The sequence below is a fragment of the Agilicoccus flavus genome (assembly GCF_014857905.1).
Lineage (GTDB): Bacteria > Actinomycetota > Actinomycetes > Actinomycetales > Dermatophilaceae > Agilicoccus > Agilicoccus flavus.
On record NZ_JACYXE010000005.1, the window covers coordinates 214,223 to 240,505 of the forward strand.

The 26,283-nt window shown below is 73.0% G+C and carries 29 protein-coding genes and 1 pseudogene; 11 read left to right on the forward strand and 19 right to left on the reverse strand.

The window, feature by feature from the left end:
• Window positions 1-43: 43 nt before the first annotated feature.
• Window positions 44-490, reverse strand: coding sequence for a hypothetical protein (locus ICW24_RS09750; protein ID WP_226345526.1), 447 nt, complete (start codon window positions 488-490; stop codon window positions 44-46).
• Window positions 491-617: 127 nt separating this feature from the next.
• On the opposite strand from ICW24_RS09750, the gene ICW24_RS09755 reads away from it, so the two are divergent.
• Window positions 618-1,538, forward strand: a complete 921-nt coding sequence (locus ICW24_RS09755) for a patatin-like phospholipase family protein (RefSeq protein WP_226345527.1) — start codon at window positions 618-620, stop codon at window positions 1,536-1,538.
• Window positions 1,539-1,554: 16 nt separating this feature from the next.
• Here the strand turns inward: ICW24_RS09755 and ICW24_RS09760 are convergent, their stop codons facing one another.
• Window positions 1,555-3,060, reverse strand: coding sequence for a Mur ligase family protein (locus ICW24_RS09760; RefSeq protein WP_226345528.1), 1,506 nt, complete (start codon window positions 3,058-3,060; stop codon window positions 1,555-1,557).
• A gap of 98 nt (window positions 3,061-3,158) precedes the next feature.
• Window positions 3,159-3,902, reverse strand: a complete 744-nt coding sequence (locus ICW24_RS09765; RefSeq protein ID WP_226345529.1) for a type 1 glutamine amidotransferase domain-containing protein — start codon at window positions 3,900-3,902, stop codon at window positions 3,159-3,161.
• A gap of 147 nt (window positions 3,903-4,049) precedes the next feature.
• On the opposite strand from ICW24_RS09765, the gene ICW24_RS09770 reads away from it, so the two are divergent.
• Entirely contained in the window at window positions 4,050-4,520 is a 471-nt protein-coding gene (locus tag ICW24_RS09770) for a DUF1810 domain-containing protein (RefSeq protein WP_226345530.1), read from the forward strand.
• Here ICW24_RS09770 and ICW24_RS09775 read toward each other — a convergent pair.
• Together ICW24_RS09775 and ICW24_RS09780 are read right to left on the reverse strand one after the other, a co-directional pair.
• The gene (locus ICW24_RS09775) at window positions 4,480-5,037 is read right to left on the reverse strand and encodes a DinB family protein (RefSeq protein WP_226345531.1); all 558 of its coding nucleotides are present in this window, start codon (window positions 5,035-5,037) and stop codon (window positions 4,480-4,482) included. The two genes, ICW24_RS09770 and ICW24_RS09775, sit on opposite strands and share 41 nt — an antisense overlap.
• Before the next feature lie 80 nt (window positions 5,038-5,117).
• Window positions 5,118-5,663, reverse strand: a complete 546-nt coding sequence (locus ICW24_RS09780; RefSeq protein WP_226345532.1) for a hypothetical protein — start codon at window positions 5,661-5,663, stop codon at window positions 5,118-5,120.
• 263 nt (window positions 5,664-5,926) lie between these two features.
• On the opposite strand from ICW24_RS09780, the gene ICW24_RS09785 reads away from it, so the two are divergent.
• A complete protein-coding gene (locus ICW24_RS09785; protein ID WP_226345533.1) occupies window positions 5,927-6,331 on the forward strand; it encodes a thioredoxin family protein in 405 nt (134 codons plus the stop codon).
• Between the two features lie 238 nt (window positions 6,332-6,569).
• Here ICW24_RS09785 and istB read toward each other — a convergent pair whose 3' ends face one another.
• From istB to ICW24_RS09805, 4 genes are all read right to left on the reverse strand, one after another.
• Window positions 6,570-7,394 (reverse strand): IS21-like element helper ATPase IstB, encoded by an 825-nt coding sequence (gene istB / locus ICW24_RS09790; protein ID WP_226345534.1) that lies wholly within the window; start codon window positions 7,392-7,394, stop codon window positions 6,570-6,572.
• A gap of 38 nt (window positions 7,395-7,432) precedes the next feature.
• Entirely contained in the window at window positions 7,433-9,220 is a 1,788-nt protein-coding gene (gene istA / locus ICW24_RS09795) for an IS21 family transposase (RefSeq protein ID WP_226345535.1), read from the reverse strand.
• Between the two features lie 62 nt (window positions 9,221-9,282).
• Window positions 9,283-9,765 carry a hypothetical protein gene (locus ICW24_RS09800; RefSeq protein WP_226345536.1) on the reverse strand — a complete coding sequence of 161 codons (483 nt, stop codon included), beginning with the start codon at window positions 9,763-9,765 and terminating at the stop codon, window positions 9,283-9,285.
• 147 nt (window positions 9,766-9,912) lie between these two features.
• Complete coding sequence (locus tag ICW24_RS09805; RefSeq protein ID WP_226345537.1) at window positions 9,913-10,896, reverse strand: alpha/beta hydrolase; 984 nt, start codon at window positions 10,894-10,896, stop codon at window positions 9,913-9,915.
• A 193-nt stretch (window positions 10,897-11,089) separates the two neighbouring features.
• Between ICW24_RS09805 and ICW24_RS09810 the strand changes: the two genes are divergently transcribed.
• From ICW24_RS09810 to ICW24_RS09835, 6 genes are all read left to right on the forward strand, one after another.
• Window positions 11,090-12,160: a helix-turn-helix domain-containing protein gene (locus ICW24_RS09810; RefSeq protein ID WP_226345538.1), complete on the forward strand. Its 1,071-nt coding sequence runs from the start codon at window positions 11,090-11,092 to the stop codon at window positions 12,158-12,160.
• A 164-nt stretch (window positions 12,161-12,324) separates the two neighbouring features.
• Window positions 12,325-12,948 (forward strand): dihydrofolate reductase family protein, encoded by a 624-nt coding sequence (locus ICW24_RS09815; protein WP_226345539.1) that lies wholly within the window; start codon window positions 12,325-12,327, stop codon window positions 12,946-12,948.
• Window positions 12,949-13,339: 391 nt separating this feature from the next.
• Window positions 13,340-14,419 carry an alpha/beta fold hydrolase gene (locus tag ICW24_RS09820; protein ID WP_226345540.1) on the forward strand — a complete coding sequence of 360 codons (1,080 nt, stop codon included), beginning with the start codon at window positions 13,340-13,342 and terminating at the stop codon, window positions 14,417-14,419.
• A gap of 128 nt (window positions 14,420-14,547) precedes the next feature.
• Window positions 14,548-14,910, forward strand: a complete 363-nt coding sequence (locus ICW24_RS09825; protein WP_226345541.1) for a DsrE family protein — start codon at window positions 14,548-14,550, stop codon at window positions 14,908-14,910.
• Between the two features lie 148 nt (window positions 14,911-15,058).
• On the forward strand, window positions 15,059-15,286 hold the full coding sequence (locus tag ICW24_RS09830) for a FitA-like ribbon-helix-helix domain-containing protein (protein ID WP_226345542.1): 228 nt from the start codon (window positions 15,059-15,061) through the stop codon (window positions 15,284-15,286).
• Entirely contained in the window at window positions 15,283-15,684 is a 402-nt protein-coding gene (locus tag ICW24_RS09835; RefSeq protein WP_226345543.1) for a type II toxin-antitoxin system VapC family toxin, read from the forward strand. Before ICW24_RS09830 ends, ICW24_RS09835 begins: the two co-directional genes overlap by 4 nt.
• 100 nt (window positions 15,685-15,784) lie before the next feature.
• On the opposite strand, the gene ICW24_RS09840 is transcribed toward ICW24_RS09835, so the two are convergent.
• The gene (locus tag ICW24_RS09840; protein WP_226345544.1) at window positions 15,785-16,561 is read right to left on the reverse strand and encodes a flavodoxin; all 777 of its coding nucleotides are present in this window, start codon (window positions 16,559-16,561) and stop codon (window positions 15,785-15,787) included.
• A gap of 219 nt (window positions 16,562-16,780) precedes the next feature.
• On the opposite strand from ICW24_RS09840, the gene ICW24_RS09845 reads away from it, so the two are divergent.
• Window positions 16,781-18,370: a molybdopterin-dependent oxidoreductase gene (locus ICW24_RS09845; protein ID WP_226345545.1), complete on the forward strand. Its 1,590-nt coding sequence runs from the start codon at window positions 16,781-16,783 to the stop codon at window positions 18,368-18,370.
• 220 nt (window positions 18,371-18,590) lie between these two features.
• Here the strand turns inward: ICW24_RS09845 and ICW24_RS09850 are convergent, their stop codons facing one another.
• From ICW24_RS09850 to ICW24_RS09860, 3 genes are all read right to left on the reverse strand, one after another.
• The gene (locus ICW24_RS09850) at window positions 18,591-18,803 is read right to left on the reverse strand and encodes a hypothetical protein (protein ID WP_226345546.1); all 213 of its coding nucleotides are present in this window, start codon (window positions 18,801-18,803) and stop codon (window positions 18,591-18,593) included.
• Window positions 18,800-18,979 carry a hypothetical protein gene (locus ICW24_RS09855; protein WP_226345547.1) on the reverse strand — a complete coding sequence of 60 codons (180 nt, stop codon included), beginning with the start codon at window positions 18,977-18,979 and terminating at the stop codon, window positions 18,800-18,802. The genes ICW24_RS09850 and ICW24_RS09855 overlap by 4 nt, the downstream gene beginning before the upstream one ends.
• Window positions 18,980-19,055: 76 nt before the next feature.
• On the reverse strand, window positions 19,056-19,901 hold the full coding sequence (locus ICW24_RS09860; RefSeq protein ID WP_226345548.1) for a PaaX family transcriptional regulator C-terminal domain-containing protein: 846 nt from the start codon (window positions 19,899-19,901) through the stop codon (window positions 19,056-19,058).
• A gap of 125 nt (window positions 19,902-20,026) precedes the next feature.
• Between ICW24_RS09860 and ICW24_RS09865 the strand changes: the two genes are divergently transcribed.
• Window positions 20,027-20,542 carry a cyclophilin-like fold protein gene (locus ICW24_RS09865; protein WP_226345549.1) on the forward strand — a complete coding sequence of 172 codons (516 nt, stop codon included), beginning with the start codon at window positions 20,027-20,029 and terminating at the stop codon, window positions 20,540-20,542.
• 82 nt (window positions 20,543-20,624) lie between these two features.
• On the opposite strand, the gene ICW24_RS19330 is transcribed toward ICW24_RS09865, so the two are convergent.
• The 6 genes and pseudogenes from ICW24_RS19330 to ICW24_RS09890 form a co-directional block, all read right to left on the reverse strand.
• A complete protein-coding gene (locus tag ICW24_RS19330) occupies window positions 20,625-21,050 on the reverse strand; it encodes an Ldh family oxidoreductase (protein ID WP_307781325.1) in 426 nt (141 codons plus the stop codon).
• Between the two features lie 26 nt (window positions 21,051-21,076).
• Window positions 21,077-21,604 (reverse strand): annotated as a pseudogene (locus tag ICW24_RS19920) (Ldh family oxidoreductase); the annotation flags it as partial.
• A gap of 76 nt (window positions 21,605-21,680) precedes the next feature.
• Window positions 21,681-22,652, reverse strand: coding sequence for a glycine betaine ABC transporter substrate-binding protein (locus tag ICW24_RS09875; RefSeq protein ID WP_226345550.1), 972 nt, complete (start codon window positions 22,650-22,652; stop codon window positions 21,681-21,683).
• The gene (locus ICW24_RS09880) at window positions 22,649-23,560 is read right to left on the reverse strand and encodes an ABC transporter permease (protein WP_226345551.1); all 912 of its coding nucleotides are present in this window, start codon (window positions 23,558-23,560) and stop codon (window positions 22,649-22,651) included. Before ICW24_RS09880 ends, ICW24_RS09875 begins: the two co-directional genes overlap by 4 nt.
• Entirely contained in the window at window positions 23,553-24,824 is a 1,272-nt protein-coding gene (locus tag ICW24_RS09885; protein ID WP_226345552.1) for a quaternary amine ABC transporter ATP-binding protein, read from the reverse strand. Before ICW24_RS09885 ends, ICW24_RS09880 begins: the two co-directional genes overlap by 8 nt.
• A gap of 52 nt (window positions 24,825-24,876) precedes the next feature.
• The gene (locus ICW24_RS09890; RefSeq protein ID WP_226345553.1) at window positions 24,877-26,085 is read right to left on the reverse strand and encodes an FAD-binding oxidoreductase; all 1,209 of its coding nucleotides are present in this window, start codon (window positions 26,083-26,085) and stop codon (window positions 24,877-24,879) included.
• Window positions 26,086-26,283: the final 198 nt, after the last annotated feature.

A 26,283-nucleotide genomic window follows, 5' to 3' on the forward strand; every position in this document is an offset into this window, starting at 1 on the left:
TCGATCCGACCGCGGCTCCGTCGTGTCCGGGCTCCGTCGTGGCCTACCGGTCGCCGGCCGGCCGGGGGTCCTCGCCCACCCGCCGCTTCCGGCGGGCGAGAGCGAACCCCACCGCGAGGCCGACCGCGGCCGGTACCGCGACGAGGCCGAACGTGAACGGCGCCAACGAGGTCAGGTCCGATCGCAGGACCGCGGTGTCGAGACCCGACCGGGTCCCGAAGCCCTGGGCCTGGAACGCCGAGAGGACCCCGAGGACGACAGCGACGACGACCCAGCGCGCCACGAGCGCGCCCGCCATGCGCCTCGACCGGCGCCCGTCGACGACGGCCCAGACGAGGGTCGCGATCATCACGACGAGGAAGGCGAGCAGCCCGGCGCCGATGTTCGCGCCCCCGGACTCGTCGTAGCCGATGTTGCCCGCCCAGAAGCCCACCCACGCCACGGCGACGAGACCGAGTACCCGGATGATCACGGCAGCGATGTCCTTCATGCCGTGATCCTCCTCGCTCGAGGCGCCGACATGCCCGAGAAGCGCCGACGTATGCGCTGCCGCGTTCTGAGCGCGGCCCCATCGCCCCCGGGGGTAGAGCCGGGCCTCGGTCGGTTACCGTCACGCCATGACCGACGAGACGACCGGGACGCCCCCGACCCCAACGGACCACGAGACCCGGGCCGTCGTGCTCGGCGGCGGCGGGATCGCCGGGATCGCCTGGGAGAGCGGGCTGCTGACAGGCATGCTGGAGGCCGGGATCGCGCTCGACGAGGCCGACCTCGTGGTCGGCACCTCCGCCGGGGCGGCCGTCGCCGTCTCGTTGCGGGCCGGCCATCTGACCCGGCGGTCCGATGCCGAGGCCGGCACCATTGAGGGGGTCGGCGTGGCCCGGCGGCGTGAGGAGGCGCAGCCGCGCGAACAGCAGTCGTTCGACGGTGCCGCCTTCGTCGAACTCATCGGGCGGGTGGGCCGGGCCGGCGGCGACCACCAGGCCGTCCGCGCCCGGCTCGGCGAGCACGCCCGCGGCGTCGAGCTCTCCCTGGCCCAGGAGGCGTGGATCGACCGGATCGGGGCCCGTCTTCCCGCGGCCTGGCCGGCCGGTCGGCTCGGCATCACCGCCGTCGATGCCCTCGACGGGTCGTTCCACGTCTTCGACGAGGCCGCCGGCGTCGAGCTGCGCCGCGCGGTCGCCGCCAGTTGCACGGTGCCGACCGTGTACCCCCTCGTCACCATCGACGGACGCCCCTACATGGACGGCGGGATGCGCTCGGCCACCAACGCCGACGTGGCCGCGGGCCACGACAAGGTGCTCGTCATCGCGTGCGCCCCCGAAGGGCCGAGGAGCCCGCTGGGGCCCGTCCTCGACGAGGCGCTCGTCACGCTCCGCGAACGCGGCGCCGCCCTGCTCGTCGAGGCGGACGCGGCGAGTCGGGCCGCGTTCGGCGCCAACGTCCTCGACCCGGCGACGAGCGCACCCGCCTACGCCGCCGGCCTCGCCCAGGCCCGGGACGTGGCGCCGTCGTTGCGGGAGTTCTGGGGCGCCTGAGCCCTGGGTCGTGCCGTCACGACGCCTGCGCCGGGGCCTCGGCGGCGCCCGCCGAGATCCGGGCCCAAGCGGCGCGGATCTCGTCGGTCTCGACGAAGGGCACGAGGTGGCCGCGGGGCCCGATGTGCTGGTGCCGATCGGGGCCGAGGCCGAGGAACGCGACCGTTCCCGTCGGGCCCGCGGCCGCGAGCGCGACGTCGAGGGCGCGCCGGCGCCCCTCCGCGACCTCGACGACCAGGGGCGGCGTGCCACCCGCGGCGCGGACGGCGGCGCAGGCCGCTCGGATGCCCCGCATGACGTCGGCCCGGATCGCGGCCGGGTCCTCCGTGCGCGGGTGGTCGTCGGTGAGGACGAGGACCTCCGCGCCGCTGCGGACGGCCGCCTCACCGATCGGCCCCCGTTTGCCGCGGTCGCGATCGCCGCCGGCGCTGACGGTGACGACGAGCCGCCCGGTCGTGCGGCGGCGCAGGGCACCGGCCGTGGCCGCGACGGCGTCGGGGGTGTGGGCGAAGTCGACGACGGCGGTCGGGGCCCCCGGGCCCAGATCGAGGGATTGCATGCGGCCGGGAACGGCGACGGGCCCCTCGAGAGCGTCGACGACGCGGCGGGGAGGGAATCCGAGGCGGAGGAGCGCGAGCGCCGCGACGGCGGTGTCGATGCGGTTGTGCTCCCCCGGCAGCGGGGTCCGGAGCGGCAGGTCACCGGCGGGCCCGCTGAGGACGAACGCGTCGTCACCCGGCTCACCGAGCACCCGCCAGTCCGCGTCCGCGTCCTCCGCCGCCCCCGTCGCTCCCCCGGCCAGCGTGACGATCGGGATGCGTGCCTGCGCGGCGAGCCGCCGCCCCCAGGGATCGTCGACGACGACGATCCCCGCACGGGCCAGCTCGGGGGTGAACAACCGGGCCTTCGCCGCGAAGTACTCCTCCATCGTGCCGTGGTGGTCGAGATGCTCCCTGGTGAGGTTGGTGAAGGCGACGACGTCGAAGCGCAGACCGCCGAGCCGGTGCTGGCCCAGGGCGTGGCTGGAGCATTCCATGGTCACGACCTCCGCGGCCTCGCGCCGCATCGTGGCGAGGAGGGCCTGCAGGTCGGGGGCGTCGGGCGTCGTCATGGCGCTGCGCCACGACCGATCCCCCACGCGGGTCACGACCGTGCCGACGAGTCCGGTGGTGCGTCCGAGCCGACGCAGGGCCGCGTCGATCAGGTAGGTCGTCGTCGTCTTCCCGTTCGTGCCCGTGACCCCCAGCAGCACCAGGTCACGTCCGGGATGACCGTGCACGGCCGCGGCGACCGGGCCCAGCTCCCGGCGCGGATCCGGCACGACGAGGACGGGGACGCCGAGGGCACCCGCATCCCGCCCCGCGCCGGCGACGTCGGTGAGGACGGCGACGGCCCCGGCGGCCACGGCCTCGGCGGCGCGGGTGACGCCGTGCAGGTGAGCCCCGGGCAGCGCGGCGAACAGATCACCGGGCCGGACGCGGCGGCTGTCGTGGGTGACACCGGCCACCACCGGATCGGTCACCGGACCGACCCGGGAAGCCCGGCACAGGTCGGCGAGGACACTCAGCCGGAGCGGCGCCGGATCACCCGGAGCCGGCGGCGGCGCAAACCGGACGGTCGTCATCGGGCGTCAGCGGCGGCGCGCGCGCTCTTGCGCTTGGAGAGGAGCTTGACCACGGCCTTGCCGACGTCGGTGGCGCTGGTCGGGTTCTGTCCCGTGACGAGGCGCCCGTCGACGACGACCTTAGAGGCCATCGGACGCAGCGCCTTGCGGTACGTCGCGCCCTGCTCCTCGAGCCGCTCGTCGAGACGGAACGGCACGGCCTTCGCGCGGCTCGCGAGCTTTTCTTCGGGCCAGCTGAAGCCGGTGACCGTGCGGCCCGCGACGAACGGGGACCCGTCGGGGCGCACCGCGCCCAGCAGGCCGGCCGGGCCGTGGCACACGGCGGAGACGATGCCGCCTTCGGCGTCGGTGCGGGCGACCCGCTCGGCCAGCGCCGTCGACGTCGGGAAGTCGAACATGACCCCGTGGCCGCCGGTGAGGTAGACGGCGTCGAAGGACTCCCCCGCCAGGGACGCGACTGACAGCGTGTTCTCCAGGAGGTCCATGAAGGCGCGATCCTTGTACCGCTTGTCGGTGCCACCCTGTTTGAGGATCAGGGAGCCCAGGCTCTCCGGATCCAGCGGCACCCGACCACCGTCGATGCTCGCGATGACGACCTCGTGGCCGGCCTCGAGGGCGACGTCGTAGAAATGCGTCAGCTCGCCGAGCCACAGGCCGGTGCGGTATCCGACCTTCTCGTACGACGACGCGCTCGTCACCACGGCGAGGATGCGGGCGGGCTTCGTGGACTTCTTGGCCATGGTTCGTACTCTCCTGGATCTGGGATCGTGAGCGACGGCCAGGCTCCCCCGAGTGGCCGTCCGCCCGGCGATCGTGCCACGGACGCCCCGGGGGCGCGCGCCCGGCGTCGACGGGCCGCCGCGCGATGGGGCGGGCACGATGGGGGCATGAGCCATGACCTTGACCGCTTCGTCGCCGCGCAGGACGACGGCACCTACGACACCGCCCTGGCCGAGCTGCGCCGCGGCCGCAAGACGAGCCACTGGATGTGGTTCGTCTTCCCGCAGATCGCCGGGCTCGGGCGCAGCGGGATGGCCCAGCGCTACGCGATCGACGGGCTCGACGAGGCCCGCGCGTACCTGGCCCACGACGTGCTCGGCCCTCGGCTCGTCGAGGCGAGCCGGGCCGTTCTCGAGTCCGGGCAGAGCGACGCCGCGCAGCTCCTCGGCGGCATCGACGCGATGAAGCTGCGCAGCTCGATGACCCTGTTCGAGGCGGCCGCCGACGGCGGCGAGGGGGTCTACGCGCAGGTGCTCGACACCTTCTACGGCGGTGAGCGCGACCCCGAGACCCTGCAGCGACTGTGGGAGGCTCCCCTCACCCCATCGTGCGCTGACCGTCGATGGCCTCCCGAATGATGTCGGCGTGCCCGGCGTGCTGGCTGATCTCGGCGAGCACGTGCAAGGCCACGCGGCGGGCCGACCAGGCCGCGCCGGCCTCGAACCACGGCGCCTCGGGCAGCGCGTGGGTGAGGTCGAGGTCGGTCTCGCGCAGGATGCGTTCGGTCGTCGCCGCGACCTCGGCGACGCGGCCGCGCAGCACGTCGAGGGTCTCCTCGTCAGACAGGACGAATCGGGTGTCCTCCCACTCGCTGTCGGACCAGTTCCCGTCGTTGCCGGCGGCCTCGGCGTCCACGGCCGACCAGTCCACGTCGGCGTCGTAGACCGTCGAGTCGCCGAACGCCTCCGCCCCGTGCACGGCGAAGGCCATCCACTGCTCTTCGGTGTCGGCCACGTGTTTGAGCAGGCTCGCGACGGTCAGGGCGCTGACGGTGCTCGCCGTCCGGGCCTGCTCCTGCGTCAGCCCCTCGGCGGTCTGCAGCAGGAACCCCCGGTGTCGGGCCAGGGTCTGGATCAGGTCGTCGCGCTCGCTCATGACGTCTCCTCCGGTCGTGTCGTGCGGTCGAGAACGACGCTACGAGGGGATGCGGACAGATCCTGTCCGCAGGAGCACGATCAGGCGCGGAACGGGATCTGCGACTTACCCACCGGCACGTCGTAGCCGTGGGCCCGCACGAGCTCCTGCACCGACTCGACCCCGGCCGCCCCGTGGGGCGACGGCGAGATCGTCACCGCCCGGATGGGCAGCGGCGCCGGCGCGGGGGTCACGACGCCGCCGGCCGGGTCCGGTCCGGTGACCCGGACGTAGGGCGCGATGCCGTACCCCGACGTGCGGTACTGCACGATGCCGGAGGCGGCGACCGCAGGCCGGTGCTCCCGGCCCGCGTAGAGCGACATGGCGTAGCGCACCTCCTGCTCCTCGCGGAACCCGTGGTGCTTGATGAGCAGGAGGGTGCGTTCGAGGTCGTCGAGCAGGCCGGTCACCGGGCCGGACGCGGCGAGCGCCTCGAGATCCGCGGCGGACTCGCGTCCGAGGTCCCCGTGCTCGCGGCGGAGCGTGGCGACGCGGTCGGGGATGGCGTCGAGGGTGGTCCGCACGAGCCGCTCCTGCTCGCCCCGGTCGTAGGCGACCGGCTCCCATCGCCGCCGGCGCACGACCACCGGCGCCTGAGTATGTCAATGCGGACTGGCCCCATCGGGACGGCGGAATTTGGCTCCACCTCTGTGGCAAGCTTTGAGCTGGCTGGGGCGGCTGGCGATCGTATGCAGGGGTAGGTTTGGCCCATGGGTCGTCTGCTCGCCCGGCTGGCCGGGATCTACTTCTTGTTTGCGCTAATCGGGCGCTTCGTAGAGCGGATCGGCGCCGTGCAGTGCGATTGCCCCGATCATTGCTGGTGCCGACGTCCGGGGATCAGCCTGTTCCGGTGGGTGTTTCCGTACGGGCATCGCTGCGCGTCCGCACCGAGCTTGGAAAATGCCGACGGCGGTTGGAGGCCGGCGCGGTGAGTCAAGTGCACGTGCAGTTGTTGGTGGTCGACGACTGCCCTAACGAGGAAGCCGCGTCGAGGCTGCTGCGGTGCGCTCTGAACGCGGTCGGTTTGAGAGGGACGCCAGTTCACACCACGGTGGTTCGCAGCGCGGAGGAGGCGGCCGCTCTCCAGTTTGTCGGGTCACCCACCGTACGCATCAACGGTGTCGACGTGGTCGACGCGGGCGGGCTGCCGTCGGCTGTCGCCTGCCGCGTGTACCAGACCGCAGCCGGACGTGCGGGCACGCCGGACCTCCAAACTCTGACACTCGCGCTCGAGCGGCACGCCTGTACTGGCTGAGCTAGCCGCCACCTGCACGGGCTGGTCGGCTGGTCACCCGTCAGCAGCGCGGCAAGTGGGCCTACTCAGCCGTCGTCAGCGATGCCCTCAACGCCCTAGCAGCTCGTTGCTCGTGAAGAGCTGACCTCGGAGCTGGGTGAGACCCAGGCCGCGGCACCGCCCCTCACGGACCCTGGGCTGGCCAGGTCAGCTGGTCGGGTCAGCTGGTCGGGTCAGCTGGTCGGGTCAGCTGGTCGGGTCAGCTGGCGGCGTGGTGACGGGCGTGGGCCAAGCGGTAGGAGTGGGTGCCGGTTTCGATGATCGTGCCGTTGAAGGTGAGCCGGTCCACGATCGCGGCGCACAGGCGCGGGTCGGTGAAGGTCTTCGTCCACCCGGAGAACGACTCGTTGGAGGCGATCGCGATGCTGTTCTTCTCCTCGCGTTCGGTCAACACCTGGAAAAGCATCTCCGCGCCGCGCCGGTCCAGCTCCATGTAGCCGAGCTCGTCGATCATCAGCAGGTCGACCCGCCCGTAGCGGGTGATGGTCTTGGCCAGCACTCGTTCGTCGGCGGCCTCGACGAGCTCGTTCACCAACCGGGTGGCCAGGGTGTACTTCACCCGGTACCCGGCCTCGGCGGCGGCGGTGCCGAGACCGATGAGCAGGTGGGACTTACCGGTGCCAGAGTCCCCGATCAGGCACAGCGGGTGCCCACGGCGGATCCAGTCACCGGTGGCAAGGGTGTTGATGGTGGCCGGGTTGATGTTCGGGTTGGCCTCGAAGTCGAAGTCCCCGAGCCACTTGTCCCGCGGGAACCCGGCAGCTTTGACCCGTCGGACCGAGGAGCGGCGGTCCCGGTCGTCGCACTCGGCCAGGAGCAGCTCGGCCAGGAACCCTTCGTAGGTCAGCTGCTCCTTCCCCGCCACCGTCAGGGCCTCCTGCAGGACGGCCCGGATCGTCGGAAGCCGCAGCCGGCGACACGCCTGGTCGACCGCCGCCGATGCAGCTTCGGGAGTCAGCCCGCGCCGGCGCCGCAGGGTCGGGGTCACGATCGTGGCCGTACTCGTCGCGCTGGTCGGACTCATCGGATCTCCTAATCGAGGCGTGGGTGCGGCTGGGTGGATCAGGTGACGGCGGCGGGGGCCGGCTCAGGTGCAGCGGTGTCGGCACAGCTAGGCGGTCGTCGACGTGGGAGCAGCTCGTCGTACGCCGTCACGGACGGGATCGGACGTAGGTCCGGGGGAAGACCGGCGATGACCGCGGCCGGGTCGGTGAGCCGGCGCTGGGTCAGGCTGACCACCCTCGAGTGGTCATAGCGGTCCGGATGGACATCGTGGTGCTCGAGGCGTTGCGGTTGTGCACGGCGATCAGCCGTGTCGTGACGGCCGGCGGTGGCCCCACCCACCGCCTCATCCCTGTCCCTCTCGCTGTCCCCACTCGCGTGGCGGCGGGCTTCGACCGCGACAACGTCGGCGGTGACGGCGCCCACCCTCAGGGCGGCCTCGATCCCGGCGGTGACGTGCTCGGGGCTCATGCTGCGGTGCAGCAGCAGCACGTCAACGAGCTGCTGGGTCCCGAGGGTGTCGCCGTTGACTCTGCGGGAAGCGGCCCAGAACGCGTCGTGCGCCGTGGTGAACGTCCCGGCTCGGCGTGCGGCCGCGAGAGCGGTCGAGCCGGGCAGCGCCCCGGGCTTGGTGCTGAACACCTCGAGGTAGTGGTCCAGCTGGACCGAGGCCCCGCCGCGGGCCGTGACCCGCTCATGTCGGGCGACCTGGACACGGCCGTCGAACACGAGCAGCTCCGAGGCGCGCAACGAGACCCGGACCCGTCGCCCGATCAGGTGCGCGGGAACGGAGTACCGGGCCATCCGCACGGTGATCATCGCGGACCGGTCCACCCGCGGATGCAGCACCAGCCCGGGGTCGAACCGCTCCACCGGGAGCGGAGCCAGCAACGGCTGCTCAGCCGCGAAGTCCTGACCGATGGTGGCCAGCCGACCCGTGATCCGTCGGGCGTCGTCCTGGACCTCCCAGCCGATGATCCGCGCGTTCAGCTCCTCCAGCGAGTCCACGACGGGCATTGGGGTGAGCCGGTTCCGGCGGAACCGGCCGACCTCGCCCTCGACGCCGTCCTTCTCGTGCGCGCCGGCGATCCCGGGCTGGCAGTAGAACGCGTCGAAGCCGTAGTGCGACCGGAACAACACCCACCGCTCGTTCTCCTTCCGGCCCCTCACCCCGGCGTTGCCGTGCCCAACAGTTCCCTGCCCGTGGTGCAGGACCTGGGACACCGCCGAGGTCAGGTTGTCGTAGCGGATGTGCCCGGTCGGGATCCCGCCGATCGCCTCGAACGCGGCGAGGTGTCCCTCAAGGAACGCCTCCTGCCCCTGAGTCGGGTAGATCCGGTGGATCGCTTTGCCGGAGTGCGACATCCGGAACACGAACATGTGGCACTTCGTCTTCACCCCCGCCAAGATCACCCACACCTCACCGAAGTCGACCTCGGCCTCTGCTCCCGGGGTGTGCTCCTGCTGCACGAACGCCTCCACCCGACGGCCGGCCTCCAGATCGACCTGGGCTCGGCGAACCCTGACCCAGTCCCGCACGGTCGAGTACGACAACCCGGCCGCGTCGTGCTCTTCGAGCAGGCGGGCGTAGACCCGGCGGGCAGTGTGCCGCTGCTTGCGCGGCGCCGACAGGTCCGCCGTCAACATCTCATCGATCGCGGCCTTGTACGGGCCCAGCTTCGGGCACGCCCGCACCGTCACCTTCCGCGGTGGCGGCTGCGCCGAGGCCAACGCGGCCCGGACCGTGCGCCGATGCACCCCATGCCGCCTCGCGAGCTCACGGATCGAGAGACCCTCGACCCGCTCGTCCCGGCGAATAGCAGCGAACAGCTCCACCCGTGATCCCATCCAGGCCTCCACCCATGAGCTCGCATCCGAACCGATGGGAACCACGCTGGAGTGGGGCCAGATCAAACCGTCACAACCACCCCGGCGAGTCGCAGGTGGGGCCAACACCGGCCGTCACCACGGGGCCAGCCCAACCTGTCACGGTCAGGCGCCTCCGGGCGCTCGCCCACGACGCTGAGCGGGACCGCGGGATCGAGTCCGATCGCGTAGGACTCGACGGCCCGCCCGTACGTGCGCCACATCGCGAGGGAGTCCGGCGAAGCGGACGCGCTGAGGATGAAGAACGGCGGGGTCTCGGGGCGCCGCGGGTCGACCTCGTCGAGCCGCCCCAGCAGCTCCGCGAGCAGACCGCCCTTGGCCCGCGCCCGCGCACGGACCTCCGTCGCCAGCAGCTCCATCCCCATCCGCACCTCGGCCGAGTCGTTGAGGAAGCCCGATGAGGTCGCCCACAGCACGTGCCCCGACAGGATCGCCAACAGCCCCGGCCCGTCCGTGTAGTGCCAGACGAGCTCGGGCCGATGGGTGTCCGGGGCGGTCGGGGTCATGCGGTCATCCTCTCCCGCCGCGTTCCTGGGGAGTCGGAGTTACTCCTGTCCGAGCGACGGTGACACCCGACCGACCGTTCTGGCCGTGTCACCGGGCCACCCGAGTGGGTGGTGAACAAGGTCTGGCGCCTGAGCCAGGTGGTTTGTTCACCCGCCACTCAGGGCCCGACGGATGAAGTTGTCCCGCACCCAGAGCGACGCCTGCGACACCGCGGCGTGCGGCACCATGCCGTCGAAGCCGTGGAAGCCGCCGCCCCACATGTGGAAGTCGACGCTGACGCCGGCCTGCGACAGCTTTCGGGCGTAGTCGGTCGCCTCGTCGCGGAACGTCTCGGCGTTGCCGGTGTCGATGTAGGTCTTCGGCAGGCCGGCGAGGTCGGTGGCCCGGGCCGGCGCCGCATAGATCGAGACGTCCGGTCCGCCCCGACGCTCACCGAGCAGCGACGTCCAGCCGAACATGTTGTCGTTGCGGTCCCACGTCCCCTGCCGATCGAGCATGCGGCTGCTCGGGGTCTCGAAGCGGTCGTCGAGCATCGGACAGCTCAGGACCTGATGGGTCCGGGTGGGGAATCCCCGGTCCCGGGCCAGTAGTGCCGTGCCGGCGGCGAGCCCGCCTCCGGCGCTGATGCCGGCGATGAGGAGGCGATCGGGATCGATCGACAGGCGCTCAGCATTCTCGGCGGTCCACACGAGCCCGGCGTAGCAATCCTCGACGGGCGCCGGGTCGGGGTGCTCGGGCGCGAGGCGGTACTCGACGGAGACGAGGACGGCGAGGCCCTCGGCTACGTAGGGCAGGTAGGTCTTGACCTCTACAGTCCGGTCGCCGACGACCATCCCGCCGCCGTGAGTGTTGTAGATGCAGGGCCAGGGGCCCTCACCTCGCCTGGGGCGCAGCACGAGAAGGGTAACGTCCGGTTCACCCTGCAGGCCGGGCACCGTGAGCTCTTCGACCTCCACCGCGCCCCCCGCGGTCATGTCGAGGGGCTCCATCCCCGGCATGTCGTCCCACGACTGGGCGCGCATCTGCGGCAGCGTCTCCGCACTAAGTGCGGGGATGACCTCGCGGATCGGCCCGAGGGCGGGGGCGAGCTCGGGGTCGAACGGGGGGACCGGGGTGGTGTCGGTGGACATGTCGTGCTCCTCGCGTCGTTGCGATGACCAGGTCGTCCGCGGTCGGGCGTGGTCGTGTCACGAGTCTGGGCGGGTTCGGCGGCGCCGGGCAGCCGCAGCCTGGCGGCCGTTCCTGCGCCCCACCCGCCATCTGGCGGTCCGACCTACGATGACGCACAGGCGCGGTGCGAAAGCCGCGCCGAGGAGGTGGGTCGTGCGAGACCTCATCGTGAGGGTGGCCGTCAGCGACGACGACGCCGCGAGCGCGCTGCGCGTCATCTCCCACTTCGACGCGCTCGTGGAGCACGGCGCGTCGACCGCCGCGATGGTCCGGGCGGCGGCGGCCCTGGCCGGAACGGTGGCCGGCTGGCACGACCGGGATCGGGCGACGCGGGTCGACGCGACCGGCCGCACGCTGTCCGACCCCGCCCCCTCCCCCGATCCGCGCTGGCCTCGCCTCGGCCTCGACCACGCCCAGACGAGCGCGGTGTGGATCGAGCGCGCCGGCGAGCCGGGCCCCCTGGACCGGCTCATCGTCGAGCGCTGCGCGCAGGCGCTCCGGACCAAGCTGCCGCGCGCCGGTATGCCCGCCTCGCCGGAGGACCTGACCCGACTGGCCTGCGAATCCGAGGTGACCGACCGCGAGCGCGCCGAGGCGCTGCGGGCCCTTGGGCTCACCGGACCGCTCACGGTCGTGGCGACGCCCGCACCGGTCGTCCCCCGGGCCCGACAGCGGTGCCTGCTCGACGGCGGCTGGGTGGCGCTCGCCGCCACGGGCGCACCCGTCGACGCCGCGGCGCTCGCGCCGGGCACGGCGCGCCTGGGCAGCAGCGCCGTGCTCGACGGCGACGTCCCCGGCGCGGTGGCGCGCGCCCGCCGCGCCCTGGCGCTCTCGGTCGATCCCACGCTCGGCGCCCCGACGCACGTGGCCTTCGAGGACCTCGGCGCGCTGTCGACGATCGCCGAGTCACTCACGCCCGAGGCCGCCCGCTCGGCGCCCGCGGTCGTCGAGCTCGAGGCCCTGCGGGCGCGCCGCCCCTGGGTGCCCGCGACGATCTGCGCAGTCACGACCGAGTCGAGCCTGCGCCGGGCCGCCGCGCGCCTGCACGTCCACCACTCGACCCTGCAGGCCCGCCTCGAGTGGCTCGCCGGCGCACTCGGCTACGCCCCGGCCGAGGCGGAGGGACGGCAACGGGCCGCAGCCGCCTGGGCCGTGTGGCGGGTCTCCGGGCTGCTGCACGAGAGTGGACGGCCCCATGACGGCACAGGACGCGGGGGCGACTGACGGGTCGAGCGCCGAGGCTCAGCGGTTGAGGACCGAACCGGTGCACGAGACGGGAGATGCCACGCCTGCCCCGGTTCAACGGCCCCGAGCAGCGCATATCCGCGTGACGTCCGCGACCCTTCGCCCTACCGTGGCCTCGACCCGCTCCGGAAGGAACCCCTCGCATGCGCACGTTGACCTACCTCGTGGCGACGACCCTCGACGGGTTCGTGGCCGGCCCGGACGGCTCCGATCCGACCGGCCCGGGAGGCTTCTGGCCCCTCGCGCCCGACTACCTCGAGCACCTGACGCAGCACTACCCCGAGACGCTGCCCGGTCCGGCCCGCGCGGCGCTGGGCATCACCGACCCGGGCGGCCACTTCGACACCGTGCTCGAGGGGCGCCGCTCCTACGAGGTCGGCCTGGCCGCGGGCGTGACGGACGCCTTCCCGCACCTGCGCCATCTCGTGTTTTCGACGACGCTGACCGAGTCCCCCGACCCTGGCGTGGAACTCGTGGCGGGCGACCCCGTCGCGCGGGTGCGGGAGCTGAAGGCGGAGGAGGGCTCCGGCTTGTGGCTCGTCGGCGGTGGCGAGCTGGCCGGGGCGCTCGCGCCGGAGATCGACCGGCTCGTCCTCAAGGTCGCACCCATCACGATCGGCGCGGGCGTCGGCCTCTTCGGCCGGCACGCCCGGTTCATCCCGCAGGCCTGGACCCTCACCGACCGCGTCGGGCTGGACAGCGGCGCCCAGTTCCTCACGTTCGAGCGCGATCTCGGTCAACGCGAGATCGCCGGCACCGAGGCGTAGCCCACCGACCCGGGTGGCCGGCGGCCGTCGCCGAGCGAGACACCGCAGCCGACCGCGGCGGGTCTGCCGGAACGTCACGCAGTTTCGACGATGCCGCGGGTGGGATGGCGACCGGCCCGGGCCTCTGACCTGGCACGTCACCAACGGGGCTCCGCGCTGCATCGTCGAAACTGCGTAACGGCTCCCGGCTCCCCCACCCGCGAGCCGGGCGGCGGGGTTCGTTCGAGTCCCCGGGGGGTCGCTCGGCGGGCAGCTCGTCCTCGGACGTGACCGGCGGGCGTCCGAGGATCACGTCCGCCCCGCACCGAGTCGACGGCCCGGACGGCGAGCGCGGGTCCGGGGGCGGCGTCGACGCCGAGCCGGGCGAGACGACGAGGGTTACCGTTGCCCCATGAGGAACGGGGTTCCTCGCGACAGCCCTCAGCGAGTGCGGTTCGCCCGATCGTCCGACGGGACGACGATCGCCTACGCCGTCCACGGCTCCGGACCCGCCCTGGTGCTCGACAGTTGCTGGCTCAGCCACCTCGAGTTCGACTGGCAGTCACCGGTGTGGCGGCACTACCTCGTCGAGCTGGGGCGTGCGCACACGGTCGTGCGGTTCGACGAGCGCGGGCACGGGCTCTCGGACCGCGACGTCACCGACTTCGGGCTCGAGCGCCGCATCGACGACCTCTGCGCCGTCGTCGACGACGCCGGGCTGGAGCGCTTCGCCCTGGTCGCGATGGCGCAGGGCGGGCCGGTCGCGTTGCACTATACCGCCCGGCCCCCCGAGCGGGTCGCGGCTCGTGTGCGCGAGCACCTACGCCGGGGTCACCGCGCACGTCACCGCCGACGACCTCGAGCTCGAGGAGGCGTTCGCGGCGATGATCCGCGCGGGCTGGGACCGCACGGACCCCTCTTCCGCCGCGTCTTCACCGCGATGCTCATCCCCGACGCGACCGAGGAACAGATGCGGTGGGTCGACGACCTGCACCGGCGGGCGGTCAGCGCCCGGACGGCCGTCGAGTCACGCCGCCAGCGGGGCATCGCCGACGCGAGCGACGTGCTGGCGGCGATCACCGCGCCGACGCTCGTCCTGCACTCCCGCCACGAGCGGATGAACGACGTCGAGTACTCCCGGATCCTCGCGCGGGGCATCCCCGGCGCACGCCTCGTCCTGCTCGACAGCCGCAACCACATCCTCCTCGAGGACGAACCCGCCTGGCCGGTCTTCCTCGCCGAGGTGACGGCGTTCCTGGCCGAGGACGAGACGCCCGCCCCGGCCGAATCGGTGCGCGACCTGCTCAGTCCCCGCGAGGGCGAGGTGCTCGCGCTGGCCGCGCAGGGCCTCGACAACGCCGGGATCGGCGCGGCCCTGACCCTCAGCGTGCGCACGGTCGAGCGACACCTGCAGAACGCCTACGGGCGGCTCGGGGTCGGCGGGCCGACGGCGCGGGCGGCGGCCGTCGGACGCTGGGTGCGGGAGGGATGAGGCGACTACGCACAGCGGCGCACCCGCGGCGGGAGTTGGGTGGCGGCACCGATGTGCCCCGAGCCGGGCCCGCCTAGCGTCGAGGTGTCGGGTCGGTCCGCGGCCCACACCGGCCCCAGGAGGGCACCATGAGCAAGGCAGCCATCAGCCTCACCACCGGCCTCGAAGACTCCGAGCGCGTCACCGTCGCGCTGCTCGTCGCGGTCGGCGACGCCGAATCGGGCCGCGACACGACGATGTTCCTCACCAAGGAGGCCGTCCGCCTCGCCGTCACCGGCGTGGCCCGCGGCGTCGCCTGCGACGGGTGCCCGCCCATCCCGACGCTGCTGTCCCGCTACGCCGCGGCCGGCGGCACGATGATCGTCTGCGGCATCTGCGTCGACGCCAAGGGACTCGACCCCACGACGTTCGTCGACAACGCGAGCAAGGGCGGCAGCGTCCAGCTCTGGGAGTGGATCGGCGACGAGGGCGCGACCACCTTCAGCTACTGAGCCGGCACCGACGAGCCGACCACCCATGGCCCCTCGCCACCGACCCTCACGTCGACCGCAGGTCAAAGGCGTGAACCTAACATCGGGGTCGTCCGTCGGAACGGTTGGCGTGCCGGCACGTTTGCTTGCACAGTGCTAGCATCACACCATGGCGACGCTCTACATCCGTGACGTGTCGGACGACGTGACCGAGGCGCTCAAGCAGCGCGCCTCATCTGCGGGCATGTCGCTGTCCGCCTTCGTCGGTGGCGAGCTGGCCAAGCTGGCGACGCGCCCGACGAACGCCGAGGTCGCGGCCCGGCTCCGGGGCCGTGACCGCTCCGGCGGGCCGACGTCGGCCGACATCGTGGCGGCCGTGCGGTTCGATCGTCGATGATCGTCGTCGACGCCTCCGCGATGGTCGAGGCGTTGGTCGGCCGGGCCCCTGACCCTGCCCTCTTGGACGCCCTCACCGGCGAGATCAGTGCCCCGCACCTCCTCGACGTCGAAGTGCTCTCGGCCCTGCGCGGTCTGACGCTCGCGGGCAAACTCGACCTCGACGAGGCCGATCAGGCCCGCCGCGACTACTTCGCCTTCGCCATCTCGCGCTACGACACCGAGCCGCTCGCCGACCGGGTGTGGGCGCTGCGCCACCGATTCACCAGCTACGACGCCTGCTACCTGGCCCTCGCCGAGGCCATCGATGCCATGCTGTGGACCGCCGACCTCAAGCTGAGAGACGGCCACGCCGCCCGCGTCCACGTCGTGGGGCGGCCATCCACGCCGGGCGACTGAAGCAGGATCACGATCGGCCGCGCGAAGCGGCGTCCGCCGTCGACGTCGGGCGCGAGCGCCGGCCACGAGCAACTGCGAGCCGGCCCGGACGCGGGACCCGTCACGCGATATCCGTCCTCCCGGCTCGGCCGAGACGGTTGGCGGCCAGCCAGGCCTCGAGGTCGGTCGCGGCGTCCCGGACGGTCTCGCCGCGGACCGCGAGGCCGGCCCGGACGTCGCAGCCGGGCAGGGCGCGGCGGTAGTCGTCGTCGATGCCGCTCATGCCGCTGACGGCGTAGGTGACGAACGGGAGGATGGTCGTTCCCGCCAGGTCGACGCTCTCGATGAACGTGGACATGATCATCGGCGCCCGGACGTTCCAGACGGGACTCCCGATGAGCACGGCGTCGTAGCCGCGCACGTCCGGGGGCGGGTTCGCGATCGCCGGGCGCGCGTCGCGCTCCTGCTCGGCCGAGTTCCGCGCGACGGTCGGGTCGTACGCCTCGGGGTAGGGATCGGCGGCGACGATCTCGTGGACGTCGCAGTCGACCCGGTCGGCGATCATCCCGGCCAGGACCTTGGTGTTACCGACCGCGAGGTTCCGTCGGCCACCCTCGTGGTAGCTCTCCCCGGCCCGGGAGAAGAACGCAAGGAGCACCCGCGCGGGGCGCGAGGACGACCCTGGGTCCGGTCCGGTGGTCATGCCGGCGCTCCTGGGGCTGGGGTCGGTACCGGCGGTCGGCGGCGTCGCACAGCCGGCCAGGGCGGCGGCGACGACTCCGGCCGCGCCCACGAGGAGCGCCCGCCGGTCGAGGCCGCCGGTCACGAGCGCGCCGTCGACCGCGAGATGGGAGTCATCGGTCCATTCCAGCGCAGCGCCGACGCGTGTGACAGGCACCGGCGCTCCCGGTACCGGCCGTGCCCCCGACCATGGCCCGCGGCCGGAAGCTCAAGCCCAGGGGCCGGTCGGCGCTCGCATGGTCGACGCCCAGTCCATCTGACCATCTCGACCTCGGGCACCAGGTGAGCCGGCGCGACCCGCGTCTCCATCGCTGCCGCCGCGGTACCCGCCACCCGGGCGATATCGGTCTTTTCGTCGTGGGCGTATCGTGGACGGATGGTGCCCATCGAGCTGACCGGTCGGTCGAACCGTGCGTCGACGTCGACCGGCGTCCTCGCCGGGATGGCGAGCGGCGCGGTGACGGTCGGCGTCGCCGAGCTGGCCGCGGGCCTCATGCAACGAGGCGGACGCACGGGCGGGACACCCTCGCCGATCGACGCCCTGGGCGGCGCGTTCGTCGACCGCACCCCGCCGTGGCTCAAGGACAGCGCGATCGCCCTCTTCGGCACGAACGACAAGACGGCCCTCTACGTGGGGATCGGCATCGTCCTCGTGCTGCTCAGCTGCGCCATCGGCGTCGCCGCGGTCCGCGGCCGCACCGCGCGGCGGGCGGCATCGGTGGTGTTCGTGCTGCTCCTCGGCGTCGCGGCGGCCGCGGTGCTGTCGCGCCCACAGGCGGCCGGCTCGGACCTGACACCCCTCGCGCTGGCCGGGCCGTGCGGGCTCGCCGTGCTGTGGTGGCTCTCAACCCACGCATCGCCCGCCGCCCGCACCGCCACCGTCGGCCGCGGCCGGGCGCCGGTGTCGCGCCGCGTCGTGCTCGGGTCGGGGTTCGCGGCCGTCGTCGCGGGGGCCGCCGCGGTCGCCGTCGGGCGGGCCGTGGCGGGCGGAGCGAGGGCGGTGACCGCGGCCCGGGAGGCGTTCGTCACGCCGAGGGTCGGGTCGCGGGTCGTCGTGCCCGCGGGAGCCGACCTGGGCGTCCCCGGGGTGACGCCGTTCATCGTGCCCGAGGCCGACTTCTACCGGATCGACACGGCTCTCGTCGTCCCGACGATCGACCCGCAGGAGTGGTCGCTGCGGGTCACCGGCATGGTCGAGAAGGAGGTGACGCTCGACTGGCCGACCCTGCTCGCCAAGCCGATGCAGGAGGCCATGGTCACGTTGATGTGCGTGTCCAACGAGGTCGGCGACTCCCTCAACGGCAACGCCGTGTGGACGGGGTGGCCGGTCCGGGAGCTCCTGCGCGAGGCGGGGGTCCGCCCCGGCGCCGACATGGTGCTGTCGACCTCCGCCGACGGCTTCACCGCCGGCACCCCCCTGTCGGCCCTGACCGACGACCGCAACGCGCTCCTCGTCGTCGCCCAGAACGGGCAGGCGCTGCGGCCCGAGCACGGATTCCCGGCGCGGCTCGTCGTCCCCGGCCTGTACGGCTACGTCAGCGCGACGAAGTGGGTGACCGAGCTGAAGGTGACGACGTTCGCCGACGACGAGGGGTACTGGACGCCACGCGGCTGGTCGGCGCGCGGGCCGATCAAGACGCAGTCGCGCATCGACGTCCCCCGCGACCGCGCGAGCGTGACCGCGGGCGACGTGGCCGTGGCGGGCGTCGCGTGGGCGCCGCACGTCGGCATCACCGGCGTGCAGGTGCGCCTCGACGAGGGCGACTGGCAGGACGCCCGACTGGGGACGGAGGCCACCGTCGACGCGTGGCGGCAGTGGGTCTACCCGTGGGCGGCGACCCCCGGCACCCACACGATCGCCGTCCGGGCGGTCGACGCGACCGGGACCGTGCAGACCCCGACCACGGCGCCGCCGGCCCCCGACGGCGCGAGCGGGCACCACACGATCTCCGTCACGGTGACGTGAGCTCGGTCGAGCCTCCCCAGCGCGGGCGAGCCGCGAACAGCACTGCGGCCGGGGTCGTGCAGGCCGGGCGGCGCTGCCCGTCGAGAACACCGACGTGGACGCCGCCCGGGTGGGTCCGGAGGTCGAGCACCACCCGATCAGCGTGACGTGAGCCTCGGTCCGTGTCGATCCCAGCGCGACGATGGCACCATCGCCTCCCACCAGGCCGCGTGGCCCCGGATCAGCGGTCTGGGCGCCCCAGCGACCGCAGGAACGGGACGACGAGGTAGACGACGAAGAGCACGCCGACGACGATCGCGCCGCCCCAGAGCCAGACCTGCGTCAGGCCGCCGAGGGTGTCGGGCAGGAACGCGACCCCCAGTCCGTAGACGATCGCGAGCAGCCCGGTGAGCTGGGCCCCTCTGGTGGACGTGATGCTGCGGGAGCCGTTCACCACGGCACCCCCATCGCCCACGGGATCACGATGAGGACGACCGCGGCGACGAGCAGGCCCAAGGCCCCGAGCGTCGCGAATCGATGCCCGCCCGGCCGGTCGGCCCACCGACCGGCCGACAGGCCGTAGATCAATCCGAGCGCGCCCACGATGAGGGCACCGGTGGAGACGTTCACGACAGGACCTCCCGCCCCGGGACAGTGATGCCACTCAATCACGAAACGTGACGCACGCGCATCGTTTTGCCGAAGGTCAGGCCGGCCAGGACTCGTCCGACACGACGAGGTGGGTGTGCGGACCCGTGCGGACGACCTCGTCCACGTGGGCGAGGGCGGCCGGCCAGAGCCGGTCCTCGACCGACCGCACGAGGTCGCGCACGCGCGCGGCGGGCCAGTCGGGTGGGGTGAGCTCGGCGGGCAGCGCACCGTCGCGCAGGAGCAGTCCGGTGAGCATCGCCTTCGCCTCGAACATCGTGCGCAGCGCCTCCGCCCCGGCCGACCGCTCGAGGTCACGGGCGAGGGTGGCCTGCAGCGCGGCGACGGCGTGGTCGTATTCAGCGCGGAACTCCCCCAGGCGCCAGGCGCGGGCGACGAGGTCCGGCACGTCGCGCTCCGGGAAGGTCATCCACGCCTCCTGCACGCCCAGGCCGCTCGTGTCGCCGACGGTGTCGAGCTCGTCCGTCGGGCCGATGAGCAGGCCCGGCCGGACCGTCCGGTAGCCGACCTCGTGGGCCGCCACGAGGAAGCGGTCGCGTTCCCGCCGCCGGGACTCCGGGATGTCGTACACCAGGGCGTGGAAGCGGCCGTCCCACGCCGCCGAGCGCAGGGCGCGGTCGCCCCGAACCGCCCCGAAACCGGTGAGCAGCCGCCCCGCCATCCGATAGGTGCCCACCCGCCCGGCGCGGGTCAGCTCCAGCGCGCCGGTCGCCGTCATCCGGTGCAGGAGAGCCTTGTTCGCGGCCGGTGTCCCGTCGAGGTCGGACATGAGCGAGACGAGCACCGGGCCCGGCAGCTCCACCGCGCGGGCGACCCCGAAGACGAACGGGGCCCGCGCGTAGGCCAGCTTGAAGCCCCCGGGGTCCATCCTGTCGTGCGGCATCCCCGCACGATATCGAGCCGCCGCTTGCGGACCGCGGGACGCACCGGTCGCCCGGGGCGTACCGGCGGTACACCCCGGCGGAGGGACTCCCCCCGCGGGGTCGCGCCGGCCTACCGTGGCACACCATGACCACACGGATCGCCCGGCGCGTCCTGGCCGCGGGCGCGGGGCTGCTGCTGGCGGCGGGGTGCGCGGCCCCCGCCTCGGCACCGGCCGGCCCGTCCGCCGCCGCGCCGGCCCCGACCGCACCGCCGACCCCGCAGGAGGCGCCCACCATGACCAGCTCCACCGCCGTCACCGCCACCGTCGACGGCCGCCGCTTCCCCGCCCGCCTCCACGACACGGCCACGGCCCGCGACCTGGCCGCCCAGCTGCCGCTGGACCTGACGATCCGGGACTACGGCGGCGTGGAGAAGATCGCGCCCCTGCCTCGGCCGCTGACGACCGACGGCGCGCCCGCCGGCGCCGACCCGGAGATCGACGACCTCGGCTTCTACGTCCCCGACGGCGTCCTCGTCTTCTACTACGGGGACGTCGGCTACTGGAACGGCATCGTCCGGATCGGCGAGCTCGACCCCGAGGGCATGCGGGCCGTCCGCGACCTCCCCGACGGCTCACGGGTGCGCCTCGAGCGGGCCTGACGGTTTGCACGGACTCCGCACGGGAGCGAGGACCGGGTCCGATGACGACACCGCAGACCCGTCCGCGCACCCGCCGGGGCCGTCAGAAGCTGGTCGCCTCGCGGCGCAGGCGCTGCTCCAGCGCGTCGTCGAGGTCGATGACGTCGAGCGGGCCGGTGCGCTCGACGGCGGGGAGCCGCACGCCGTGCGTCCGGCTCAACGTCTCGAGGTGGGCGACGAACCGGTCGACGGCACCCGGGAAGAGGCCCGGGTTGACGGCGAGGACGAACAGCCCGACGCGGGGCGACTCGTCCCCGCGGTCGAAGGGTGCGGCGTCGAGGGAGAAGGAGGCCCCGGACAGCGTGGCGAGCAGCTCGACCAGGAGCGCGACGTTGCCGCCGCGGTGACCCCCGAACGGCAGCAACGCGCCCACCAGCGCTGCCACCGCGGCGTCCTGCGTCGGTTTCCCGTCCGGGCCCAGCGCCCACCCGACCGGCAGTGGCTCCCCGGCCTCGGCGGTGCGCCGGATGCCGACGAAGGCCGTCTAGACGACGCCTGGTCGATGACGATCGGTGGCCCGCCGGGCCGGGGCACGGCGTAGGCCTGCGGGTTCGTGTCGAGCACGGGGTGGGTGGCCCCGCCGAGCGACATGAGGGCGGGGCTGTTGGCGGCGGCGACGGCCAGGCATCCCTGCTCGGCGAGTCGGCGCACGTAGAAGCCGAGTTCGCCCACCGTGAAGGAGTTCGCGACCCAGAGGGCGGCGAGCCCGCTGCGACGCGCGGACTCTCGCAGCAGCGGCAGCGCCTCCTCGAAGGCGACCTGGGCGAGGCCCTCCGCGGCGTCCACGGCGACGACCGCCCCCGCCGCCGCTCGGACGTGCGGGCGCGCACCGGCGGCGGTCCGCCCCCGCTGGTAGCCGTCGAGGTAGTCGACGAGGTGCGCCACGCCGACGGCGGGCGCGCCGGCGACCTCGGCCTCCACCGTGGCCTGCGCGAGCACGCGGGCCTCGCGCTCGTCCGCGCCCGCCGCCACGAGCGCGTCCCGACACCTCTGCGCGAGCTCGTCGCGGGAGATGCGGACCATGTGGTTCCTCCTCGAGCGTGGCCGACGTGGCGGGCGCGGGGGTGGGGTCGCCCGACGCGCCCCCACCCCCGCCTCCTCAGCCGGCGAACCAGGCGTCGACCACCGCCTTGTTCTGCGTCATCCACTGCTTCGCGGTCTCCTGCTCCTTGCCCTTGCCCGCGTTGTGCAGGGCGAGGGTCAGACTTGCGAGCTGGTCCTGCGTCAGCTTGAACTTCTTCATCCAGCCGGCGAGCTCGGGGTTCTTCTCACCGAAGCCCTTCGTGGCGATGACCTGCAGCTCGTCGGGCTTACCGAACGCACCCTTGGGGTCCTCGAGCGGTCGGATCGGGAAGCGGCTGAACGCCCAGTGGGGCTGCCACAACGTGACGACGATCGGCTTCTTCTGCTTGATCGCCGAGTCGAGCGTGGCGAGCATCGCCGCCGAGCTGCCCTCGATGAGCTGGTAACCGCCCAGCCCATAGCCGGGCATGACCTTCTCGCGGGTCGCCTTCATCAGGCCCGCCCCGGCCTCGATGCCGACGATCCGGCCGTTGAACGGCGCGGGGTTGGTCTTGAGGTCGTCGATGGTCTTCGCCTGCACGTAGTCGGGGACGGCGAGCATGTTCTTGCCCTCCGACCACGTCGACAGCGACTCGAGACGGTTCTGGTAGCGGGCCCAGTAGGCGGCGTGCGTCACCGGCAGCCAGGCGTCGAGATACATGTCCACCTGGCCCTGGGCCACGCCGGTGAACGTGCTGGCGACGTCGAGGGCCCGCACCTCCACGGTGTAGCCCCGCTCTTCGAGCAGTTGCTTCCAAAGGTAGGTCGCGGCGACGTCCTCGTCCCACCCGTCGATGACGGCGATGCTGACGGACTTCGACCCGCCCCCACCGCCGGAGGCATCGTCGCCGCCGCCCCCGCCGCCGGAGCCGCTGAAGGAGCGCGGATTGCCGCTGCACCCGGTGGCGCCGAGCAGGGCCGCGGCGAGCAGCGCGGCGACGACAGGCGTCCGCGTGAGGCGGGCAAGGGTCGGGGTGCGACGAGACATGTTCTGGGCCTCCGTGCTCATGAGGTCGGACCGGCGATGGCGGAGGGGGTGGAGGCGGTGGCCTCCGGGAGGAGGGCGGGGCGACGGCGCATGAGGCCGCGCAGGCTGCCGCCCGACTCGGCGAAGGCGCCGGTGAGCCGGTCGAGGTAGATGGCGATGAGGACGACCGCGAGGCCGCCCTCGAAGCCGGCGCCGACGTCGAGGGTGCTGATGCCGCGCACGACGACGACGCCGAGGCCGGCGGCGCCGACGAGGCCCGCGATGACGACCATCGACAGGGCGAGCATGATCGTCTGGTTGACGCCCGCCATGATCGACGGCAGCGCGAGCGGGAGCTGGGCCTCGCGCAGGATCTGGCCGGGCTTGGCACCGAACGCGTGCGCCGCCTCGACGACCTCCTCGTCGACGCTGCGGATGCCGAGCTCGGTGAGCCGGACGGCCGGCGGGATGGCGAAGACGACCGTCGCCATGACCCCGGGGACGACGCCGATGCCGAAGAAGAAGACGGCCGGGATGAGGTAGACGAACACGGGCAGGGTCTGCATGAAGTCGAGCAGAGGACGCACGACGTTCGAGACGCCGCGGCTGCGCGCGGCCCAGATGCCGATCGGCACGCCGATGAGGACGGCGATGATGCTCGCGACGAGGACGACCGCGAGGGTCTCCATCGTCTCGACCCACAGGCCCATCGCCTGCACGAAGAGGAACGCGACGAGGGCGAACAGGGCCAGACCCCAGCGGCGCGCGAGCAGCGGGAGGGCGGCGAAGATCACCGTCATGAGGAGCGCGTGCGGCGCCGTGAGCAGGTAGAGCACGCCGTCGAGCAGAGCGAGCATGACCACCGAGATCGCGTCGAAGAACGGCCCGAGGTGCGTGGTCAGCCAGTCGACGAGCTGGCTCACGGGCGTGCCCACGTCGATCTCAGGCATGGTGGCGGTCCCCTTCCAGGGTCGAGGCGGCGGGTGTGGCGATGGCCTGCAGGAGCGTGGCGCGCGGGAGGACGCCGACGAGGCGGTCCTCGTGGTCGAGCACGGCGAGCGGGACGCAGTCCCCGCCGACGAGGGTGCACGCCTCGGAGAGCGTCGTCTCGGTCCGGATGGTGCCGAGCGGCGGCCGGGCCAGGTCCTCGAGGCGGGCGTCGGGCCGGTGGACGGCCCCGGCGATGGCCTCGCCCTCGACGACCCCGAGGATGCGGGAGTCGGCGTCGAGGACGTAGGCCCCCTGGGCGTGGGCGCCGGGACGGTTCATCCGCTCGAGCACCTTGCTCGGCCGGTCGCCCGGCCGACCCACCGCGATGGGCGGCTGCATGACGACCCCGGCCGTGAGGACGCGGGACCGGTCGACGTCGGAGATGAACTCGCGCACGTAGTCGTCCGCCGGCGACTCGAGGATCTCGGTCGCGGTGCCGAGCTGGACGACCTCGCCCTGGCGCATGATCATGATCCGGTCGCCGAGGCGCATCGCCTCGTTGAGGTCGTGGGTGACGAAGACGACGGTGCGCCGCAGCTCGGCCTGGAGCTTGATGAGCAGCTCCTGCATGTCGCGTCGGATGAGCGGGTCGAGCGCGCTGAACGGCTCGTCCATGAGGAGGATGTCGGCGTCGGAGGCGAGCGCCCGGGCGAGGCCGACGCGCTGGCGCATGCCGCCCGAGAGTTCGCCCGGCAGGGAATCGCCCCACTCGCCGAGGCCGACCGTCTCGAGGGCCCAGTTCGCCCGCTCGGTGCGGGCGGCGGCGCCCTCCTTGCGGACGTGGAGGGCGTACGCGGCGTTCTCGCGCACGGTCCGGTGCGGGAAGAGCGCGAAGTGCTGGAACACCATGTTGATCTTGCGGTTCCGGACGGCCCGCAGCTCGGGGTCGGCCATCTCGACGATGTCCTTGCCGTCGAGGAGGATCTCGCCGGACGTCGGCTCGACGAGGCGGTTGAGCATGCGCAGGACCGTGGACTTGCCGGAACCGGACAGGCCCATGATGACGAAGAACTCGCCCTCACCGACCGTGAACTCGACGTCCTTGGCGGCCGGCTTGTGCGTCGCGCCCGCGCCCTTGCCCCGGGACCAGCCCTTGGCACCGCCGCGTTGGCCGTAGATCTTCGTCAGGTGACGGACCTCGATCGCGGGGGTGCGGTCGGACCGCCCTGGATGAGCGACGATCGGGACGGGTCCGGTATCCGGTGGTGCCATCGAGTGCGACATGTGGGGCTCCATCTTCTGGGAGGGTCGGAGGCGGGGGCTGGTGGGCGGCGGCTCAGGCCTCGATGGCGACGTCGCTCGTCGGGGTGGAGCAGCAGATGAGCACCTTGTTCGCGGCGATCTCGCGTGGGCGGATACCGCCCTGGTGGTTCATGTCGACGGTGCCCGAGAGGATCGTGACCTTGCAGGTGCCGCACATGCCCCGGCCGCAGGAGGACGACGGCGCGAGACCCGCGGCGTAGGCGGCGTCGAGGATGTGTTCGTCCGGGCCGCAGGGAAAACTCGCCCCGGTGCGGACGAATTCGACCGTATACCCGCCCACCCGCGCGGCGGCGGCCTGCGCGGCCGCAGGGTCGACGGTCCCGTCGGCTCCGTCGAGGAGGTCGGCGGCGCAGCCGTCGGGGACGAACTCACCGACGGAGAGGTCCTCGAAGACGAAGGTCTCCTCGTGGTACCGGGCCATGTCGAACTCGAGCTCGCCGAGCAGCTCCCGCACCCCGGCCATGTACGGGGCCGGGCCGCAGCAGAAGATCTCGCGGCGGTGAAGGTCCGGGACGAGGACGCGGAGGCGGTCCGCGTCGAGCCGGCCGGTGAACCCGCCCCACCGCTCGCCCGGCGCATCGTGCTCGCAGAGGTGGTGCACGGTGATGTTCGGCGCCAGGTTCGTCATGAGCTCGAGCTCGCGGCGGAAGAGGATGTCGGCGGGCGTCCGGGCGCTGTGCACGTAGACGATGTCGTCGTCCGCCGCGAGGTCGAAGGCGGCGCGCGTCATCGACATGAGCGGCGTGGCGCCGCTGCCCCCCGAGAGGAACAGGTAGGCGGGACCCGCCACCCCGTCGTTCGACGCGCCCCCCGAGTGCTCGCGGGTGAATGTGCCGAAGGGCCCGTCCGCGGCGAGGCGGACGCCGGGCTCCATCGTGTCGTGGAGCCAGTTCGAGACGAGGCCACCCGGCTGCCGCTTGACGGTGATGCCGATGAGATCCGGCCGCGTCGGTGGCGAGGAGATCGTGTAGCAGCGGCTCACGGCCCGTCCCTCGAACATCAACCGCAGCGTGAGGAACTGTCCGGCGGCGTGCCGGAAGATCGCCGGCTCGGTCGGGGCGAAGAGAAAGCTCCGCACGTCCGGGGTGATCTGCTGCACCGCGCGGCACACGAGCGTCGACTCGACCTCGTCCCCCCAGACCGGCGGGGCGGTGACGCCCACGTCGCCTCCGGCGTCCCGTCCCCCGCACGCGTCGCCTCGCCCGTTCACGTCGTTCCCCATGCCGCCACCTTCGCTCCGCGCCGTCGCTCGACCACTAGATGGACAGATGTGTCCATTCTCCGGAGCGTAGGACCGCCGGGAGTCGTCGGCAAGGGCCGAAAATCCGTGGTCGGCCCCCATTGACCGCGGGGATTCGCAGCGGCCATGCTGAGCCGACAGGGGCCACCACTGGTCGAACACCCGGCACCGTTCGTGCGC